Source organism: Williamsia sp. (assembly GCF_036566845.1).
Lineage (GTDB): Bacteria > Actinomycetota > Actinomycetes > Mycobacteriales > Mycobacteriaceae > Williamsia.
In genome coordinates this window covers 1-19,734 of the sequence record NZ_DATCVM010000215.1, presented here as the reverse complement: position 1 = coordinate 19,734, position 19,734 = coordinate 1, and the positions used below count along the sequence as shown (strand labels likewise).

General features: G+C 62.8%; 6 protein-coding genes. 4 read left to right on the top strand and 2 right to left on the bottom strand.

Features of this window, described 5'->3' with window-relative positions:
* Positions 1-262 precede the first annotated feature (262 nt).
* The 4 genes from VIQ49_RS20650 to VIQ49_RS20635 all read left to right on the top strand — a co-directional run bounded on the left by VIQ49_RS20650 (position 263) and on the right by VIQ49_RS20635 (position 17,725).
* On the top strand, positions 263-1,570 hold the full coding sequence (locus tag VIQ49_RS20650; protein ID WP_331888132.1) for a lysine N(6)-hydroxylase/L-ornithine N(5)-oxygenase family protein: 1,308 nt from the start codon (positions 263-265) through the stop codon (positions 1,568-1,570).
* Positions 1,551-1,811, top strand: coding sequence for an MbtH family protein (locus VIQ49_RS20645; protein WP_331888130.1), 261 nt, complete (start codon positions 1,551-1,553; stop codon positions 1,809-1,811). Before VIQ49_RS20650 ends, VIQ49_RS20645 begins: the two co-directional genes overlap by 20 nt.
* 34 nt (positions 1,812-1,845) lie before the next feature.
* Entirely contained in the window at positions 1,846-2,253 is a 408-nt protein-coding gene (gene panD, locus VIQ49_RS20640) for an aspartate 1-decarboxylase (protein ID WP_331888128.1), read from the top strand.
* A gap of 175 nt (positions 2,254-2,428) precedes the next feature.
* Complete coding sequence (locus tag VIQ49_RS20635; protein WP_331888126.1) at positions 2,429-17,725, top strand: amino acid adenylation domain-containing protein; 15,297 nt, start codon at positions 2,429-2,431, stop codon at positions 17,723-17,725.
* Positions 17,726-17,794: 69 nt separating this feature from the next.
* On the opposite strand, the gene VIQ49_RS20630 is transcribed toward VIQ49_RS20635, so the two are convergent.
* Positions 17,795-18,778 carry an iron-siderophore ABC transporter substrate-binding protein gene (locus VIQ49_RS20630; RefSeq protein ID WP_331888124.1) on the bottom strand — a complete coding sequence of 328 codons (984 nt, stop codon included), beginning with the start codon at positions 18,776-18,778 and terminating at the stop codon, positions 17,795-17,797.
* Positions 18,779-18,965: 187 nt separating this feature from the next.
* On the bottom strand, positions 18,966-19,734 hold a 769-nt coding region (locus VIQ49_RS20625), incomplete at its 5' end, for a hypothetical protein (protein ID WP_331888122.1).

Below are 19,734 nucleotides of genomic sequence, written 5' to 3'. Positions count from 1 at the left end.
ATGGCCGACCGTTTCGCAGTCTGGCAGGAAGTCACCGCGACCGATTTTGCCTCGTGAAAGTGAACGGCCCAGCGGCGCCCTGTAACGAACTGTACCAAACATGCTTCGCCGCTTCACTTTTCGATTAACGTGACAGTGCCGCAGTGGGTGCCAACCTCTCGCATTTCTAGCCTATCCCAAATGTCACCAATCAGGTTAGGATTGGCTCTGATGCGTCGATTGAGTGGCGCGAAGCCTGCGAGGGAGGGATCGATTTGTGGCAATGAACAGCAGTGACCCGGTTGACGTCGTGGGGGTCGGATTCGGCCCGTCGAACCTCGCGCTGGCGATCGCGCTCTCCGAACGCAATCGTGCGGTGGATGCATCCGAGTGGATCACATCGGCCTTCGTGGAGAAACAGTCGCGATTCGGATGGCATCGGGGGATGTTGTTGCCCGGTACCACGATGCAGATCTCTTTCCTCAAAGACCTGGTCACGCAGCGTAACTCCTGTAGCGAGTACTCGTTTCTGAACTACCTTTCGGAGCGGGGCAGGCTGGTTCACTTCATCAATGCGCAGAGCTTCTTTCCGACGCGCCTGGAGTTCCACGACTATCTGGAGTGGGCAGCCAATCGAGTGGCCGCGCCCGTGCACTACGGGGCAACGGCGACCGGTGTGCGTTGGACCGGTGATGTATTCGAGGTTCAGGTTGAGGGGCGGGAGCCGGTGTTCGGCCGCTCCCTGGTACTCGCCGGCGGCATCGCTGGCACGTTGCCTTCAGGTATCCGCGCAAGCGACCGGGTGTTCCACAATCATCGACTCCTCGCACATCTGCCGCAGATCCCGTCCCTGGAACACAATAGATTTGTCGTGGTCGGTTCGGGGCAGAGTGCTGCCGAAGTCGCCGCCTACCTCCACGAAACGTACCCTGATGCCGAAATCCACGCGGTCTTCGGCAAATACGGCTACACGCCGGCCGACGACAGTCCGTACGCCAACCGGATCTTCGACCCCGAGGCGGTGATGGACTTCCACCAATCGTCGGTAGAGTTGCGCCAGCAACTGCTGGACTATCACCGCGGCACCAACTACTCGGCAGTGGACCCGCCTCTGATCGAGGAACTGTATCGCCGGGAGTACGCCGAACGGGTGGCCGGTCGTCGACGTTTGTTCGTTCGCGGGGCCTCGGAGATCGCGGGCATCATCGAATCAGTATCCGGCGTCAGTGTTCGCGTCGCACATCGGCCATCGCAAGCAGTTGTCGATCTCGACTGTGACGCGGTGGTCTTCGCCACGGGATTCCGGCCGACCGGACTCAAGGATCTGCTGGGTGAACTCGCCGACCAGTGTGAACTCGATGATCTGGGCAGACCTCAGGTAGGGCGGGACTATCGGCTCGTCATCAACAACCCGGTCGGCGGACCTATCTACCTGCAGGGCAATACCGAGCACACACACGGGCTCACATCCACGCTGCTATCGAATCTGGCCGTGCGCTCAGGTGAGCTGGTGACCTCGCTGGCGCGCGACCGGTCGGGACGCATCGCCGACAACGAAGGAGAACAGATACTTGTCCACCAACCCCTTTGACGACGAGAACGCCACGTTTTACGCCCTCGTCAACGACGAAGAGCAATACTCCCTGTGGCCGACCTTTGCAGCAGTACCTGCAGGTTGGAGCATCGTGCACGGTGAAGACGGGTCGGCGACCCGGCAATCCTGTCTGGACTACGTCGAAGGTCACTGGACCGATATGCGACCGAAAAGCCTGCGCGAAGCGATGGCCTCGGATAAGGGCGGTCTGAAGTCTCAAAAAGCGCTGTCCAACTGAACTTTTCGAATTCCAATACACTCTGGAGAATTGAATGTTGCGCACTCTGGTGAACGGTAAGATCCATCGCGCCACCGTCACCCAGGCCGACCTGCATTACGTCGGTTCGATCACCATCGATGAAACCCTCATGAAGGCAGCAGATCTGGTGGAAGGGGAACAGGTCCAGGTCGTTGATGTCACCAATGGTGCGCGGCTGGAGACGTATGCGATCACCGGGCCCCCGGATTCGGGTGTCATCTGCATCAACGGCGCCGCAGCGCACTTGGTCGATCCGGGTGACCTGGTGATCATCATGTCCTTCCACCAGCTCGACGAGGTTGAGGTCGTAGTTCACGAACCGAAGGTCGTCCACGTCGACTCCGGCAATCGGATCGTCGCACTGGGTACAGATCCCGCAGAGCCCGTTCCCGGAGCCGTGGACCAGCTGTCCTCACGCTGACCCCCTTCATTCCGAGGCCCATCCGCCCATCTGCCAGGACGACTCGTGTGGTCGACGGGTGGTCGTTTGCTGCTGTGAGACCGAAATATGACGAGAGTGAGCGCAAATGATCTTTGTCGGTTCTGGAGCCTTGTTGTGGCGTGCGGTGGAGCATGCGCGGTCCGTGGGATGCTCGGTGGAACTGGTTGTCCACCCGATCGGTGAGTTCGTGCCGGCATGGGCCGGCGAACTGCGTTGTGAGGCGACCACTGACGTCAACGAGCTCGCCGACCTGTTCGCGACGGTGTCGACGGACCATCAAGTGGTGTGGTCCACCGGCAACCCCTTCATCTTCCGCAAGCCGATCCTCGACCTGGAGTTGACGATCCTCAATGTCCATGGCGGACCGCTGCCCGACTACCGCGGACTGCCGATGGCCGGTGCCGTGTACGCGATTCTCAACGGTGAGAACAGTTTCGGGGTAACCATCCACCGGGTTGATGCCGGTATCGACACCGGGTCGATCGTTGATCAGATGCTGTTCGATGTGGCGGACGATGTGACCCTTGAGGAACTGGCCCTCACGGTGAGCCAGACGTGTCACGACCTCTTCGTCTCCACGCTCGACTCTGTCGTAGCGGACGGACAGGTACATTCGCGGACGGATCAGGTGTCGACGTCGGCAGGCTCATACTTCGGTATCCGAGATCTGGCGAGAATCGGCGAATACCGGGAGCACAAAGGTTTTGATCGTGCGACGACACTGGGCGTCCTGGAGAGTCATTATCGGTTCGAATCGATACTCTTCGACTTCGCACGCCGCGGCCATCGTGATCTGACCTCGGTGATCACCGACCTCCGGTACTGGTGGGGGGTGGGACAGGCGACTGTTCCGGGTCCGGACCTTCCGGGTCGGGGCGCCGCTGTTGCCGCAGGAGACCGGGTGGTCGAGCGCGCAGAACGCATCGTGGGTGTCGGCGTCGCGCAGGGACTCCGGCTGGTGTCCGCTCGGTCGGGGCTCCCGGTGGCCACGGTGGTCATCGGGGCTGTGGCGGCGGCGATCCACGAGATCACCGGTGATCGGGCCCTGACGCTCGGCATTCCGGTTGACGGCGAAGCTCGTACAGTTCCGCTGCGGTTGACGTTGAGCGAGAGCGTGCCGGGAGATGACGCCCTTGTCGAGTTTCAGCGTGTGATAGGTGATGCGCTCGATCATGCGTCGATACCTTACGCGAATATCACCGACGCGATCGGTGGGAACACCCTGCAGTTGGTGGTGTCGGTGGTCGACTCGGGGGGACCTTCGGCTGTCGGCTGCTATGCAATACCGGGCTCATATCGGTTCGATTCGGTGGCTCGCGGTGTCGCCGAGGTCGAGCTGACGGTGAGGATCGAATTCGATCACCTGATCGTGGAGTGCTCGTATGCGTCGGAAGTATTCAGCCGCAGCATCATCGAGCGCGTTCTTGCCGCGGTGGAGTCCTCGGCGACAGCACTTGCCAGTACCTGCAGCGTGTCCACATCGCTGGCCTGTGAGGTCGAAGCCGGCGTACTGGCCGGCGCCGAGGCAGCACTGGCGGACGGTGTCGGAGTACACCTGACGGTGCGGTCTGATGTCGAGGCCGGGCTGGACTCCGCCCGGGTCTGGACTTGGATTCGTCGCATCCACGGTGTCGATGGCTCGTCGGTGACCGCCGTGGTCGACGCGTTTGTCAGGTGTGTCCGGGCATTCGGCCTTCGGCAGCACCGCGAAGGGGTGTTGTCGGATTCATTGGTGGCGTTGCGGTCTCAGGTGCATCTGCTGGATGAGGCTGGTGAAGACGAAGCGGAGACACCGGGCCCGGGCGAGATGCACTTGTGCATCTCCGGAAAGGCCGGCGCGATCGAGTTCACGCTGCTCGGCGCCGGAGATCTTGACGGGGTCGCTGTTGAGGTGTTCGCCGCCGTAATGATCTCGGCTGCCTCGGCACTGCACGCCGGTGACGAGGTGGGGCTCGCTGTTCCTTCCACGGATGCACTGGCGGGTATGCGTTCCGATCGTGCGGAGTCCGCGGAGATCCTCGACGACACCTACTGGATAGATTTCGCCGAAGAGCACACCGAACGCGAAGTGACTGGATTAAGCACTCTGACCACCGATATAGACGTGACCGAGTATGTTCTCGCGAGTTCGCTCGGCCCAGACGACCTCGCGGCGTCCGTGCTCGGGTGGATTGCGAACGAGCTCGGGCCGACAGCCGGAACAGGTCTGTTCTGTGACGTCGACACCCACTGGGCGGTCGACGGCATCGGATTCGGTAAGCGCGTGCGCACCCGATATCCGGTGTTCCTCGACGGCGCCGCTGCCGCCGTAGTACGAGGTCGTGGGGCGTATGAACGGCTTCGGGCCACCGGAACAATCCCTCCGGATCCGACCATCGCTGCCGACTACGACCTGCTGTATTGGGACAACGACCAGACCCAGGGCATCTTCGATGATGTCCCGGTTGCCGAGGTCATGGTCCGTTTCGGAGATGGCGGTGCCGATATTCGATTGTCCAGCAATGGAATCGATAATCTGGGCCGGTACGCGATGCTGGTCACGGTGGTACGCAGCACATCCGTTGATCATGTCGGGGCTCATGAGGTCCGAGTCGTCGTCCAATCCAGGGTCGACCTGGTATGGGATCTCGGCGGCTTGGCGGCGGCTCTGGCATCCGGCGGTGACCGAGTCGTCGCGACTGGTGGTGTCGGGTCGGCGGATATTGCGGGCATGGTTGAGCAGATTGTCGAGGTGCACCATGCGCGAACGCAATTGGTCGATCTGTCGGCCGCCGATCGGGCCGTGCTCGCTGACGTCTTCGGTGAGGTCGCGGACGTCCTGCCGCTGTCGCCGTTGCAGGAGGGATTCTTCTACCACCTGCAGATCGCGAACGAAACCGGTGCCACCGACCTGTACGCCTCTCAGTCGAGGGGCCGGCTGCGAGGTTCTCTCGATGTCGACCGGATGACCGACGCGGTGGCTATGTTGTTGGGTCGCAACGAGAACTTGACCGCCGGGTTCACGACGGTCGGTGGACAATCTGTGCAGGTTGTCCCGAGAGGGGTACGGACGCCGGTCCGGGTGGTGAGGGCCACTGCCCACGATGGCGGCATCGCGTCGCTTCTCGCCGACGAGCGGTCCGCGATCTTCATCGCAGAGCAGCCTCCACTGATCCGTTTCCTGTTCGTGGAGGAGACGCCGGACGAATGGATCGTGGCGATCACCTTCGAGCACCTGCTGTTCGACGGCTGGTCGTTGGGGCTTGTGTGGGATGAGTTGTTCGCTCTATACAGCGATGTCACCGGTGAGGCGCTCTCCGCCCGAACGCCATACCGCGAGTACATCCGATGGTTGTCCAGGCGCGACACCGCCGATGCCACGGCAGCATGGGCTCACTATTTCGGCCATGTCTCGGAGTCTGGGGACATCGAGCCGACGATTGTGGCACCGCAGGCGCTCGATACGATTCCGGCTGCGGATGCGGCCCGTGACATCTATCGCACCCTCGACTCGGACCTACACGCGGGCATCATCGCCGCCTGCCGACAGGCGGGGGTCACCTTCGGCACCTTCCTGCACGTGGCCTGGGGAATTGTTCTGTCCCGGTTGACCAACCGCGACAGTGCACTGTTCGGCACCAGCGTGTCGGGGCGTCCGCCCGAGCTCGAGGGGTCGGACACGATCATCGGCTTGCTGTTCAACACGGTTCCGGTCCAGGTGCGCACCCGGCGATCGGCGTCGGTCCGAGCGGTGCTCACCGAGCACCAGTCCCGGAGTGCGGGCGTACTCGAGGCGGCGTATGTCAACCTCGCCGAAATCCAGCGTATCGCCGGTGCTGCAACTCTTTTCGATACTCTGTTTATCATCCAGAACCATCCAGGTGGAGCCAAGAAGAGTGATGAGGACTTCGGTCCGGACGGTTCCCGGATCACCGTCGTCGGCAGTGAACTCTCTGACTCCACCCACTACCCGTTGTCGTTCGCGGTATATCCGTCCGACCAGGTCACCGTTCGGTGCTCCTACCGGGGCGATGTTTATTCGGCTGCAGAGGTCGATTCGATCATCGATCGACTCGAGATGGTGCTGACGGCGATGACGACGGACCTCGACTCGCCCGTCGGGCAGATCTCCGTAACCACAGCTGCCGACGTGGAACTCTTCGACCGCTGGAACGCCACCGCGCGTCCGGTCGAGGACACCACCATCGCCGAACTGCTTCGTGCGCAGGCGATACGGACACCGCAGGCGACCGCTGTGGTGGCCGGCGATGTCCACCTGACCTTCGCCGAACTCGTCGGAGCTGCCTGCCGATATGCCGCGGTGTTGACCAGCAGGGGCGTGCGTCCCGAAGATCGGGTGGCGCTGTTGCTCCCGCGCGACGAACGCACGATCGTGGCGCTGTTCGGCGTCTTTTTCGCAGGTGCGGCGTACGTTCCGGTCGACGCGGACTACCCGGACGAGCGCATCGAGTACATCCTCGATGCGGCATCCCCGAAGGTTGTCCTGACCAGCTCCGAACACGTGGCACGTGTTCCGGTGCGGTGCGGGTACACCGTCGTCGATCTCGACGCCGGGACAATTGTCGCCGAACTCGATTCTCGGCGTGGCGAAGTGGTGGATCCCGTTCCGGTGGACCCGGACAATCTTGCGTACGTGATCTTCACCTCGGGATCGACAGGGCGCCCGAAGGGCGTGGCCGTCGGTCAACGCGGGCTGACCAACATGTACTTCAATCACGAGCGCAAGATCTTTGATCCGGTGGTGGCCCATCAGGGTGGACGGCGGATGAAGATCGCCCATACGACGTCGTTCTCGTTCGACGCCTCGTGGGAACAATTGTTCTGGCTCCTCAACGGGCACCAGGTGCATGTGATCGATGAACAGATGCGGAAGGACCCGCAGCTGCTGTTGGCCCACTACGACCGTGAGCGCGTCGACGGATTCGATGTCACGCCTTCCTACGGGCAGATCCTTACCGAAGACGGTCTGCTTGCCCGCCCACGTCCTTCCGGGGCCTCGACGGATGCGACCGATCCAGGGGTGGTATTTGTCTCACTCGGCGGCGAGGCGGTGCCGGAGTCGCTGTGGACCGAACTCCGTGATGCACCGGGCGTGGAGAGTTTCAATCTGTATGGTCCGACCGAGTACACGATCAATGCTCTGGGCGCGGATCTCGCGAACAGTCCGACGTCCAACGCCGGGACGCCGATCGACAACACACGGGCCTATGTCCTCGATGGCAATCTGGCTCCGACTCCACCCGGAACGCCGGGTGAGCTCTACCTCGCCGGCGTCGGATTGGCTCGTGGCTACTTCGAACGTGCCGCGCTGACCTGTGAGAGGTTTGTGGCGGATCCTTTCGGCCTCGGTGAGAGGCTCTATCGAACAGGCGATCTCGTGCGCTGGCGTTCCGATGGTCAGATCGACTACCTTGGGCGGACCGATGATCAGGTCAAGATCCGTGGTTTCCGGATCGAGTTGGGTGAGATCGCGGAGACACTCAGATCACATCCTGAGGTCAGCAGTGCGACAGTTGTCGCGGTGCGCGTCGACACCGGCGGTGCCCGGTCCGACGTGCATCTGGCTGCCTACTACACTAGCGGGGTGAGCCTGCTCGCCGGCGAGATTCGCAAGTATGTCGCCGACCGATTGCCGAATTACATGGTGCCGGCCTCGTTCACTCAGATGGACGCGCTGCCGCTGACCACAAACGGCAAGATCGACAACGCCGCACTGCCCGCTCCGGTCTTCGATACCGGCCACGAGGTACTTCGAGATCCGGCCGACGAGACCGAGCGTGCACTGCAGGAGATCGTGGCCGCGATCATCGACCCCGACATGGATGCCACGCTGGTCTCTATCGACGCGAACTTCATGGACCTGGGTGTGGATTCATTGCGCCTGACCCGGTTGGGGTCACGGATCAACGCCGCGCTCGACACGGCACTCACGCTACGGGCGCTGATCGAGAACCCATCGGTCGCCGAGCTGGCCGCGGTGATCACCGAACGCGCCGGAGATCGGAAAGACTCGCGACCGAGAGTGGCGGATGTGCAACGGCCGCAGTCCGTTCCGGCATCCTTCGGCCAACAGTCCCTGTGGTTGATGGACCAGATGTCCGGGCCTTCCGATCAGTACATATTGTCGGCCGCGTTCTCTCTGCTGGGGGCGGTCGACCTCGCTGCGCTCGGTGCCGCGTTCAAGGACGTCGTGGACCGGCACGAATCGCTGCGGACAATGTTGGTCGCCGACGATGAGTTGGTGGTGCGCCAGGAGATCGTCTCGGCCACAGCGGCCCGCGAGCAGCTGGAAATCCGCACGCTCGATGGATCGCAGTGGGATTCGTCCCAGATCCACGGTGAAGTGCGAAAGGCGGTCCTGCGCCCGTTCTCGCTCGCCGCCGATCTCCCGATCCGTGTTGCCCTCATCGATGTCGCCGAAGGTTGTGTGGTGGCAATCGGACTGCATCATGCGGCATACGACGAATGGTCTGTACAGACACTCCAGCGTGATCTGATGACGGCCTACCGTGCTCGAACCGCGGGCGCCGAGCCCGGCCTTCCATCGCTGCGCGTCCAGTATGCGGACTACGCGGCATGGCAGCGCCTGACACTCGGTGATGGTGCCAACGCATCGTCGTCGTTGGCCGGGCACCTGCGGCATTGGTCGCAGGTGTTGCAGGGTGCGCCGCTGCTCTCCGGGCTCCCACGAGACCGGCACTGTTCGGCGACACCTACCTGGTCGGCGCGGTGGGATGACACCGCGATCTCGGGTCCGGTGGTTGCCGGATTACGCGAAGCAGCCCGCCGTAGCGGTGTTTCGCTGTTCATGTTGACCCAGGCAGCGGTGGCGCTTGCCGTCTCGTCGATGGGGGCCGGTGACGACGTGGTGATCGGTTCGGCGGTGGGCGGGCGTCCCGATGCCGACCTGGCCGATCTGATCGGCTATTTCGTGAACACTCTGCCGCTGCGTCATGACCTGAGCGGCAATCCGACGCTGGCCGACATGCTGGTGCGGGCCCGCGGCGTGGTCCTCGGCGGATTCGATCATCAGGAAGCTCCGTTCGAGGAGATCGTCCGGGTCAGTGGCGTCGAACGGGCAGCCACCCACAATCCGCTCTTCCAGACAGTGCTCGCCTACCGCGAATCATCCTCACCTCCGGTGGAGTTCGCTCCCGGCATCGAATTCGGAACCCTCCATCGGGTGTCCCCGGGCACAGTCAAGGCCGACGTCGAACTGTTTGTCACAGTGTCTGCCGACCGGATCGAAATCCTAACCGGCTGCGCGACGGAGTTGTTCGATGCCGCGACCATCGACCGCTTCACAACCAGATTGACGCGGGTCTTCGAGGCGTTCGGCACCGAGATCGACAGTCGGCTGGCGGACCTGGATCTACTGACCGGATCCGATCGGGAGCAGTTGGCGCTGTGCGCTGCCGGCGACCGGCGACCGGAGTACCACGTGCAGGGAGCCACACTCGACGACTTGATGAGCGCACAGGCGGCGGCGACCCCGGAGGCGATCGCGGTGGTGTACTCCGGCACCGAACTGTCCTACGGTGATGTCGACGCCCGGGTGAATCGGCTGGCACGCGTGCTGATCGAACGTGGTGTGCAGGTGGGTGACCGAGTCGCGGTGGTACTGCCGCGGAGTGAGAACCTCCCGGTCTCGTTGGTGGCGGTGGTCCGTGCCGGTGCGGCCTATGTGCCGGTTGATGCGTCATACCCGGTCGAAAGGATCGGATATCTCCTGCTGGATTCGGCTCCCGCCGTGATCATCACCGACATCACAACCGCTGCCGGTGACCTGGGTGCGGCGTTGGATGCAGCCGGTGAACGCGGACGGCTGATTGTGCTGGACGACGAGGATTTCGCCGGGCAGTTGTCCAGGATGTCGCCGGCACCGGTCACCGACCTCGAGAGGTCGAGGTGCCTGCAGGGCTCCGATGCGGCGTATCTGATCTACACCTCCGGGACAACCGGGCAGCCCAAAGGTGTTGTGGTGTCGCATGAGGCCATCAGCAACCGGTTGCTGTGGATGCAGGATGAGTATCGGATCGACGGAACAGACCGGGTACTACAGAAGACCCCGTTCAGTTTCGACGTGTCCGTCTGGGAGTTCTTCTGGCCGCTGATTGCCGGCGCATCGATGGTCGTGGCCGAACCGGAGGGACACAAGGACGCCGAGTATCTCACCATGGTGATCGCCGAAAAACAGGTCACAACGGTGCATTTTGTGCCGTCTATGTTGGCGGCGTTCCTCGAATCGGAGCCGTCGATGGAGCTAATGTGCGGCGTGCGCCGAGTGTTCTGCTCGGGTGAGGCACTGCCGACCTCGACGGCAGCCGACGCCGTCACCGTCTTCGGGGACCGGATTCACAACCTTTACGGTCCGACCGAGGCCGCGGTCGACGTCACGTATCAGCCTGTGACCGCCAGCCTGCTCGCAGCGCTGACCGGATCAGGTGTACCGATCGGTGTGCCGGTGGCCAACACCGATACACACGTGCTCGACCGTCATCTACGGCCGGTGCCCCCCGGGGTCACCGGTGAGCTGTATCTCGGTGGAGTCCAGTTGGCGCAGGGCTATCACAACCGGCCCGGCCTGAGCGCCGCCCGGTTCGTCGCGAACCCGCTGCCAGTCGACGGTGATCGGGGAAGTCGGTTGTACCGCACCGGAGATCTGGTCCGATGGAACACCGATGGCGCCCTGGAGTACCTCGGCCGAACTGACTTCCAGGTCAAGATCCGTGGCTTCCGGATCGAAACCGACGAGATCCGCTCGGTTTTGGAAGACCATCCCGCAGTTGGTTCGGCCGCAGTCATCGCCAGGGCTGGTGCCGGTGGCGACTACCTGGCCGCCTACTACACGACCGGCGGATCCAATCAGGAACCGAACTCCGCCCTCGAAGAGTCGATCCACGACCTTCTGACTGCTTCGCTGCCCGAGCACATGGTTCCGTCTTCCTTCACCCGCCTGGATCGGTTGCCGCTGACCGTCAACGGCAAGCTCGATCGTGCCGGACTTCCTGAACCGGTTGTTGTGGAAGACGATCCGAGCGCCTCGGTAGCAGGAACCACGGGTGAGAGGGTGATCGCCGCAGCAGTGTCCGAAGTCCTCGGCTTCGATCGGGATCGGGTGATCGGAATCGACCGTAGCTTCTTCGCCATGGGCGGTGACAGTATCCTCGCCGTCAAGCTCGTCAGCCGGCTGAGGCGGGCCGGGACGCTGTTGACTCTGCGGGACGTGTTCGCCGCACGGACGGTTCGGCTGCTGGCTGTCGCCGCCGGGCAGAACGAACTCGAATCCAGCACGGCCCCGGCCGATGTGCGCCTGGTCGACCTGGATGCGTCGACGCGTGCGATGTTGCTGGCGCAGGCCACCGGACCGGCTTCCGACGTGTTGCCGTTGTCCGCATTGCAGCAGGGGCTGTACTTCCAATCGGAGTTCGGTGAGACCGGTGGTGCCGTGTACGTGGTGCAGAACTACTTCGACTTCGACCGGGCACTGGACTCCGATCGCCTCCAGTCGGCGGTGTCGATTGTGGTGGAACGAACTCCGGCCCTGCGTATGCAGGTGGTCGTCGATCCTGATGGCGTTGCACACCAGACGATCCTCGATCGCCTCGACAATCCGATTCTAAGTGTCGATCTCAGTGCTGGGCCGGTGCCGGACGACCCGGCCGGCAGCGACCTGTTCGTGGCAGAGAAGTCCGCTATCGACGGCGTTGTCGGACAGACACTGTGGCGTATCGCGAAGATTGATCTGCCCGATCATCGGACTCGGCTGCTTCTCACGGCGCACTTCCTGTGCTTCGACGGTGCCTCGGCGATGAATCTCGCCGATCGGATCATGAAAGTCTATGTTGCGCTCGAAGGCGATCAGGACGAATCTTTCGACGCCTCCGCGCTGCCGGAAGACACCGGCTACCACGACTTTCTGGTATGGAACGCGCAACAGGATCGGGGGGCATCCGACCGTGCCTGGCAGCGCATTCTGCGTGGGCAGGAGAACGGATCGTTCATTGCCCCGGGGGCGGTGCCGCGTGAAGGCTCCTCGGAACGTTTGAAATCGGTGTTGTCCGAGAGTGATTCGGATGCGCTGCGTGATCTGGCGCATGCCGAGGGTGTCACCGTGAACACTGTGCTGAACTCCGCGCTGGCGCTGGTCCTGACACACCGGATGGGTACCGATCGGGTGATCTTCGGTTCGCCGAATGTGTTGCGTCCGCCGGAGATAGCGGGGATCGAGTCCGCGGTGGGTCTGTTCCTGAACACGGTCCCCGTTGCGATCGCGCTCGATCCGGACGAGACTGTCGCCGCGATGCTCAAGCGGCTGCAGACCGAACGCGTGGAACTGTTGTCGCACGAATACCTGGGACTCGGACAGATTCAGAAGGCGGTCGGCAGCGGCCCGCTCTTCGATGTGCTGTTCACGTTGCGCAATGCCTGGACGGACTCCCTGGACATCGCATCGGAAAACGAGATGGTGGGCGGCGGCACCATCGACGACTCGCATTATCCGCTCTCGGTCGCGGTCAATCCCTTCCAGCGTATGGAGATGACACTCGACTTCCGGCAACCTGATGTCAGTCGAGCTGCTGCCGAGGAGATTCTGGCCGCCCTTCAATGCCTTCTGACTGCGCTGCCGTCGGCAGCCGACGTCCGCGTCGGATCTCTGCCGGTCGGGCACGAGTCGGTGCTGACGGGGCCGTCACGGGCCTGCCCGGATCGTACCGTGGCCGAGATGCTCAGAGACCGGGCGGCGATCGAGCCCGACGCCGTTGCGCTGGTCATGGGTACCGATCGAGTGACCTTCCGCGATCTCGAGCGTCGGGTCAATGTGATGTCCAGAATGTTGATCGATCGCGGAGTCGGCCCGGAATCGGTTGTCGGACTGGCGTTGCCCCGCTCGGTGGACATGGTGGTCGCGCTGTTCGCGGTGCTTCGGGCCGGCGGGGCGTACCTGCCGCTCGAACTGGATCATCCGGTCGATCGACTCTGGCAGACCGTCGCCGATGCCGCACCGGTACTGGTGGTATCGGCGACGGGCGCATGGAGCCGGCTCGACACGATCGTGCAGGGGTCGGAGACAGCAGTGCTCTTGCTCGACGCACCGGCAACGCTCGAGACGGCTGCGGCAACGGATTCGAATGCCCTGCGTGAGGAGGAGCTGACGGGATTTGTTTCGCTCGGTCGCTCACGGATGGACCTCCCGGCCTATGTCATCTACACCTCGGGATCCACCGGCGTCCCCAAAGGGGTGATCACGCCGTATCTGGGTTTGACGAACATGGTGATCAACCACCGCGAGGCGATCTTCGAGCCCGTCATCGATGCGGCAGGCGGCCGAAAGCTGCGCATCGCCCACACGGTGTCGTTCTCCTTCGACATGTCGTGGGAGGAGTTGCTGTGGATGCTCGAAGGTCATGAGGTGCACATCTGCGACGAGGAACTGCGTCGCGATGGCTCGGCCCTGGTCGAGTACTGCCATGCGAACTCGGTGGATGTGGTCAATGTGACGCCAACATACGCACACCACCTGTTCGAGCTGGGCCTGTTGGATCCGGCCGTCGGTGAAAAGCACGGCAACACACACGGTCGTGGTGGTCCGGTACTGGTGCTCCTCGGTGGCGAGGCGGTGTCGGAGGGGGTGTGGGCGAAGCTGCGCACCAGGGGAGACGTCACCGGTTACAACCTCTACGGGCCCACGGAATACACGATCAACGCCCTGGGCGCCGGAACCGACGACAGTGTGGCGCCGACAGTGGGTGGGCCGATTGCCAATACCGTCGCTCACATCCTCGATGCCTGGTTACGGCCGGTGCCGGCCGGCGTCGAAGGAGAGCTCTATCTGTCCGGTCCGGGTCTGGCACGCGGCTACCTCAACAGATTCGGGGTGACGGCCGCTCGATTTGTCGCCGATCCGCAGACCCCGGGCGCCCGGATGTACCGGACCGGAGATGTGGTCCGCAGGCGCGGCGACGGACACCTGGACTTCCTCGGTCGCAGTGACGACCAGGTCAAGATTAGAGGACACCGGGTTGAACTCGGTGAGGTCGATGCGGCGATCACGGCCGGTCCGGCGGTGTCGCAATGCGCGGTTCTGGTGCGAACGGGATCGGACGAACCCGACGGTCCGGCGTCGGTCACGCTGATCGCGCATCTCGTCGTGGATCCCGAATCAACCTTTGTCGACGGCGATCCCACCGATGTGGTCACGGCGGTCCGAGAGCAGATTGCGGGCTCGCTGCCGAGCTACATGGTCCCGAGCCTGTGGTCGGTGGTGACCGAACTACCGATGACGATCAACGGCAAGCTGGATGTGGCAGCACTTCCGGAGCCGCAACCCTTCGGAAAGAGTTCGGCGCGTGCCGCCCGCACAGAGACGGAAGCGGCGCTGTGCAGCATCTTCGCCGATGTGTTGTCGGTGGACACCGTTGGTGTCGGCGATGACTTCTTCGAGTTCGGCGGGGACAGCATCTCATCACTGACTGCGGCCAGTCGCGCACGAAAGCGCGGGTTCGGTTTGAAGCCAGGCGACATCATGCAGTTGCGCACAGTCGAGGCCATCGCCGAACGGCTTGATGCCGCCGCGGAACCCACCGTGCCCGGCGTCACCGTGCCTATCGACACTGCCGGTGTGGGCCCGGTTCCCTCGACACCCATCGTGGAGCAGTATCTCGCTGCGACGGATGCGAAAGACGGTTTCTACCAGTCGCTGACACTTGCAACACCACCGCAGACGACGCGATCGCGCTTGGTTGACATGGTGCAGGGTCTGCTCGACGTGCACCACGCGCTGCGTGCTCGATGCGTCCGTCGCGATGATGGGGTCGAACTCGAGATTCCGGAAGCCGGTGCGCTGCGGGCCGATACGGTCCTGACGGTTTCTCCGTCGGTGGGTGACCCCGCAGCGCACCGGAAGACGTGCGCGGCACGTGCGGTGGGCGAGCTCGATCCGTGGTCGGGCCGGTTGATCCGGGCGGTATGGATACCTCCGGTCCCGCGGGAAGCTACCGGCGAAGACGTCGGATACGGCGAGCTTGTGCTCGTGATACATCACCTTGTCGTGGACGGTGTCTCATGGCGGTTGCTGACGGAGGACCTGGCGGACATGTGGTCGTCGGTGGAGGAGGGACGTGCTCCGTTGCCCTCTCCGGAAGGCACCAACTGGCGGTCCTGGGCACGCATGTACACCGAGCACATTCAGGCCGGTGGGTTCGCCCACGAACTGCCGTACTGGCGACATGTCGCAACGGCAGCGGTGGCAACGATCGGACGACCGGCCACCGATCCGGATTCCCGGCTGGGTGAGTTGGTCTCGAGTGAGCTCGTCATCGAAGCCGACATTGCAGGTCCGATACTGCTGGATCTGCCCCGGATACTCGGAGGTGAGGTGAATGATGTTCTGCTGGCGACACTGGCAGTCGCCATTGACCGCTGGCGTTCTGATGTCCGTTTGCTCGATTCCGGACCCGTTGCCGTGGCCATGGAAGGGCATGGTCGTGAGGAAGGGGTGATGCCCGGCGTTGATCTGTCGAGAACGGTTGGCTGGTTCACCACCCTGTTCCCGGTTGTTCTCGAACCGGGAACCGTTCGGTGGCAACCGTCTTCCGATGGTGGTCGTGAGACACCCGATCCGCGGGATCTCATGGGGGCGTTCGACTCGGTGGCGCGGACATTGCGAACCATCCCCGACAAAGGGATCGGCTACGGCTCTTTGTATTCGAAGTACACAAGTGAGTCGATCGAGTCAGGATCGACCGCCGAGGTGCTGTTCAACTATCTCGGGCGTCTCGATACCCCCGATGAAGCCGTGGCATGGCAGCCGGCGCCCGGGACCTCTCTTGAGTTCGGCACCGCGAATGCCGGTGAGGCACCCGAAACCTTGGAGATCAATGCGATTTCGTCACGCGGTGCAGCGGGCACCGAGTTGCGGATCGCGTTCAGTACAGCAGAGACATTCGTCTCGGCTGCCGAGATCGCTGAGCTCGGTCGACGGTGGCTTGACGTCCTCTCTGCCTTCGCCCGGTTGGCCGAAGAATCGCATCGGGGCGCGGTGATCCAGGACCGGGCCCCGGTTGCGCCGGTACTGGGCGACATACTCGACAGCGACCGCGACCATACGAAGTTCTTCGTGCCGATGCTGCTGGAACTACCGGAATACGTGACGGTAGGACACGTCGAATCGGCCTTTGCCGCGATTGTCACCGCGCACCCGGTCCTTCGGTCGACAACCGAGTTTTCGGTCCACGACAACCGGTGGTGGCATCGGATCAGCGACGACGCAGGTCCCGATGCTGCCGTCCAGATCGCATCGATCGATGCCAGGGCACTCACTGACGCGGACCTGATCGCGGCAGAGTCGCAGGTGCTGGCCGACATTCATCGGCAGATCCTTCCGCAGGAAGGGCAGATGTACGCGCTGCGGTACTTCGACTGTGGCGACCGGCCGGCGCGGCTTCTGGTGGCGATCAGTCACTTGGTCATCGATGCGATGTCGTGGCAGGTGCTCCTGGGTGAATTGGCAACAGCCTGTGAGGATCTTGTCGCCGGCCGGCAGGTGATTCCCCGTCTGGAGTCGGTGTCATTCGTCGACTGGTCCGCACGACTGGCCACTCGCAGCCTCGATGTTCGGCAGGCCGCGGTCTTCGCGGAATGGGTGGACTATTCGAAGCGGTTGCGTGAGAACGTATCGAGCCCGCTGTCGATATTGGTCGCCGAGGAGACAGGTGAACGCGGCAGTGCGCGTGCACTGCAATCGGTGGTGTTGGCCCCGGAGACCACCGGTGCAGTCACCACGGAGATACCGCGGACATTCGGCGCCAGTACCTCAGACGTCCTGTTGGCGGCCTTGCTGGTCGCGCTCGTAGACGAAAACGGCTGTCGCGGTGGGATGATTCGTCAACCGCTGTTGCTGCAGGGTCATGGCCGGGCGGAGGGATTGCTGGACGACGGGTCGCTGGCGTCGACAGTGGGATACTTCGCGGAGCTGTACCCGGCCGTGGTCGAGATGGACTACGGAATTCCGGTAGGCGGCGATCCAGACTTCGCCGATAGGTTCGCGGCCGCGTTGGCGGCAGTGCAAGCCGAGCTGTCGGCAGTTCCTGATTCAGGTGAGGGCTTTTCGTACTACCGACGATTGTTGGGACCCGAAGGTCCGACGATCAATGGAGACGAGGTCGCATTCAATTACGAGGGACGCTTCGAAAGCTATTCGTCGAAGGGTTGGGCCCTGGCAGCTGAGGAACGAGAGGCGTTGCGCGCGCACACCGAGCAACTCGGTGGCGACAATCCGCTTGCGGCGATCGCTCGCGTGGTCGGTATCCACGGTGAGGCGACGATGTCGTTGGGATGCTCCTCGCCCGGTGGTCAACTCTCGGTCGACACCGCGGTGTCCCTCGTGGGCCGCTGGCAGAGCGTGCTGGAGCGGGTTGCCGGACTCACCGGTGGACAGGACGTCTCGTAGGCGGCTGACAGAAATGGCCGGGGTGATCGGAGGATGGTGGCTCCGAACACCCCGGCCATATTTCGTATGTCAGGCCAGCGTTTGGTTGATCTGCGGAAGCAGATTGTCCAGTGCGTACTGGATTGAGAGCACCGAGCTGTTGGAGAACGCCAGGTCTTGCAGGACGAAGAACTGCCCGTTGGTGACCGAGCCCAAGGAAGCGAAGGTGGGGATTTTCGCCTTCAAGTCCTCGAGAGTCGCGTTCCACGTGTACGACACAACAACATCGGCGTCGTAGTTGCCAAGGGTTTCGGGTGAGATCTTGATTCCTAGCTCATCGACGGTGGCGATCGCCGGGATCGGCTCGAAGCCGACGCTGTACAGCAAGCCGTTCACGATGTGTCTGGAGCCGTAGGCCATCATTCCGCCGTCGTAGATGTCCAGGTAGTTGGCGGTCTTGCCCGCGAACGCCGGGTACGCGGCCTTCTGCTCGGCGAGGTAGGCGTCCATGCCGGCCAGCAATTGTTCGCCATCGGCCTTGCGTCCCAAGGCCTCTGCGATCAGGAGCGTGGTCTGCTCGGTGGTGGCGGCCCAGGGCTCCGCGCCCTCGGGAAGCGGGATCGTCGGCGCGATGGCAGACAGGAGCTTGTACTCTTCCTCATCCCCGCCGGATGTCGCAAAGACGATCAGATCCGGATCTGCGGCGGCAATACTCTCGTAGTTGAGGTCTTGTCCGGTCCACACCGTCGGCTTCGCATCACCCAGCGCCTCTTCGGCCCACGGTCCGACTCCCGATTCGAACTCGTACAGCGAGCGGATCGCCACTGGCGTCACGCCGAGCGCCAAGAGTGTGTCGGCATCACGATCGATGAGTGCCACGACTCGCTCGGGATCCTCCTCGATCGTCGTCTCGCCGAATGCATGCGTCACCGTGACCGGGAATTCTCCGGCGCTCGCCGAGCTAGCCGATGATGAATCGGTGTTGTCGTCGCTGCTCGAACAGGCACTCAACAAGAGCAGTAACGCAGCTATTACGAGCGCAGGAACAGCGCGCCACAGTCGGTTGATCTTCATTCTTCTCCTTTGGAGCGTTCACACCACGGGTTGTTCGCAAAAGTAATGAAATGCCTTCCCAGCTAAGGTTAGGCAACCCAAAACCTATACCATTGCCAGTCGTGATCCAATAGTCTGGAGCAGCGCTTTCCCGTGATCGGGCACTGATGGAACATTGGGCAATAAGGCCCGCCAATCGAAAGCGGGTTCAAGATATTTGTTCAGATTTCCGCGACAACTCGTGACTCCAGGCCCCGGCGATCGCCTCGGCGGCGCCGGCTTCGGCGGCGAGGACCTCGAGGTCGATCGAGTTGTGGTTGAGCCGGTATCGACCGATCACCGAGTAGTAGCATTCGACGCCTTCGGCCTGGGCTGGATTCGCCTGGTGACCAAAGGTTTGTGTCAGCAGGACCAGCGGGTTGCCGGCCGTCTTCAGCAGCCGTCGCCCACGACGGTTGTTGTATCGCACCAGTGAATACCAGTGACGATCGGCCGATTCGAGAGTCAGGTCCGTGCCGCGCGGATATGTTGTTGTCAGCCAGCCGATCTTGTGATCGGTACGAAGATCGGCGGACAGGAAGTCGCGTTGATCGACCTCCACGTCGATGGTGGTCCGCGCCGTTCCGGTTGCGACCGCGTATGCCTGACAAAATGCCTGTTCTATGTCGCTGCGGCCGAACGAACCCGGCAATGATGCGCATGCGACCGAGGTCGTCCGAACCTGCTGGAGGACGGCGACGGGTCGATCGACGCACACTCGAGAGATTCTCTCGAGTGCCGCTTCGGCTTCCGTTGATTGCGCTCTGGATTCGAGGACTGCGGCGATCTCGGTGATAGAGGCTTCTGACCGGCCCCTGGCTATCGCACCTGATTCGAGTGCGGAAACGATGCTTTGTGTGACGAGGTGGACAGATGAGCGGTCCGCCACCGCGCCATGGATTGCGACCATCAGATGGCGCCCCACGGCAGACTCGACA

Bases quoted from the DNA above. Each gene is read 5' to 3' on its own strand.
- panD (WP_331888128.1), top strand. From the start codon at position 1,846: ATGTTGCGCACTCTGGTGAACGGTAAGATCCATCGCGCCACCGTCACC.
- VIQ49_RS20650 (WP_331888132.1), top strand. From the start codon at position 263: ATGAACAGCAGTGACCCGGTTGACGTCGTGGGGGTCGGATTCGGCCCG.
- VIQ49_RS20630 (WP_331888124.1), bottom strand. From the start codon at position 18,778: ATGAAGATCAACCGACTGTGGCGCGCTGTTCCTGCGCTCGTAATAGCT.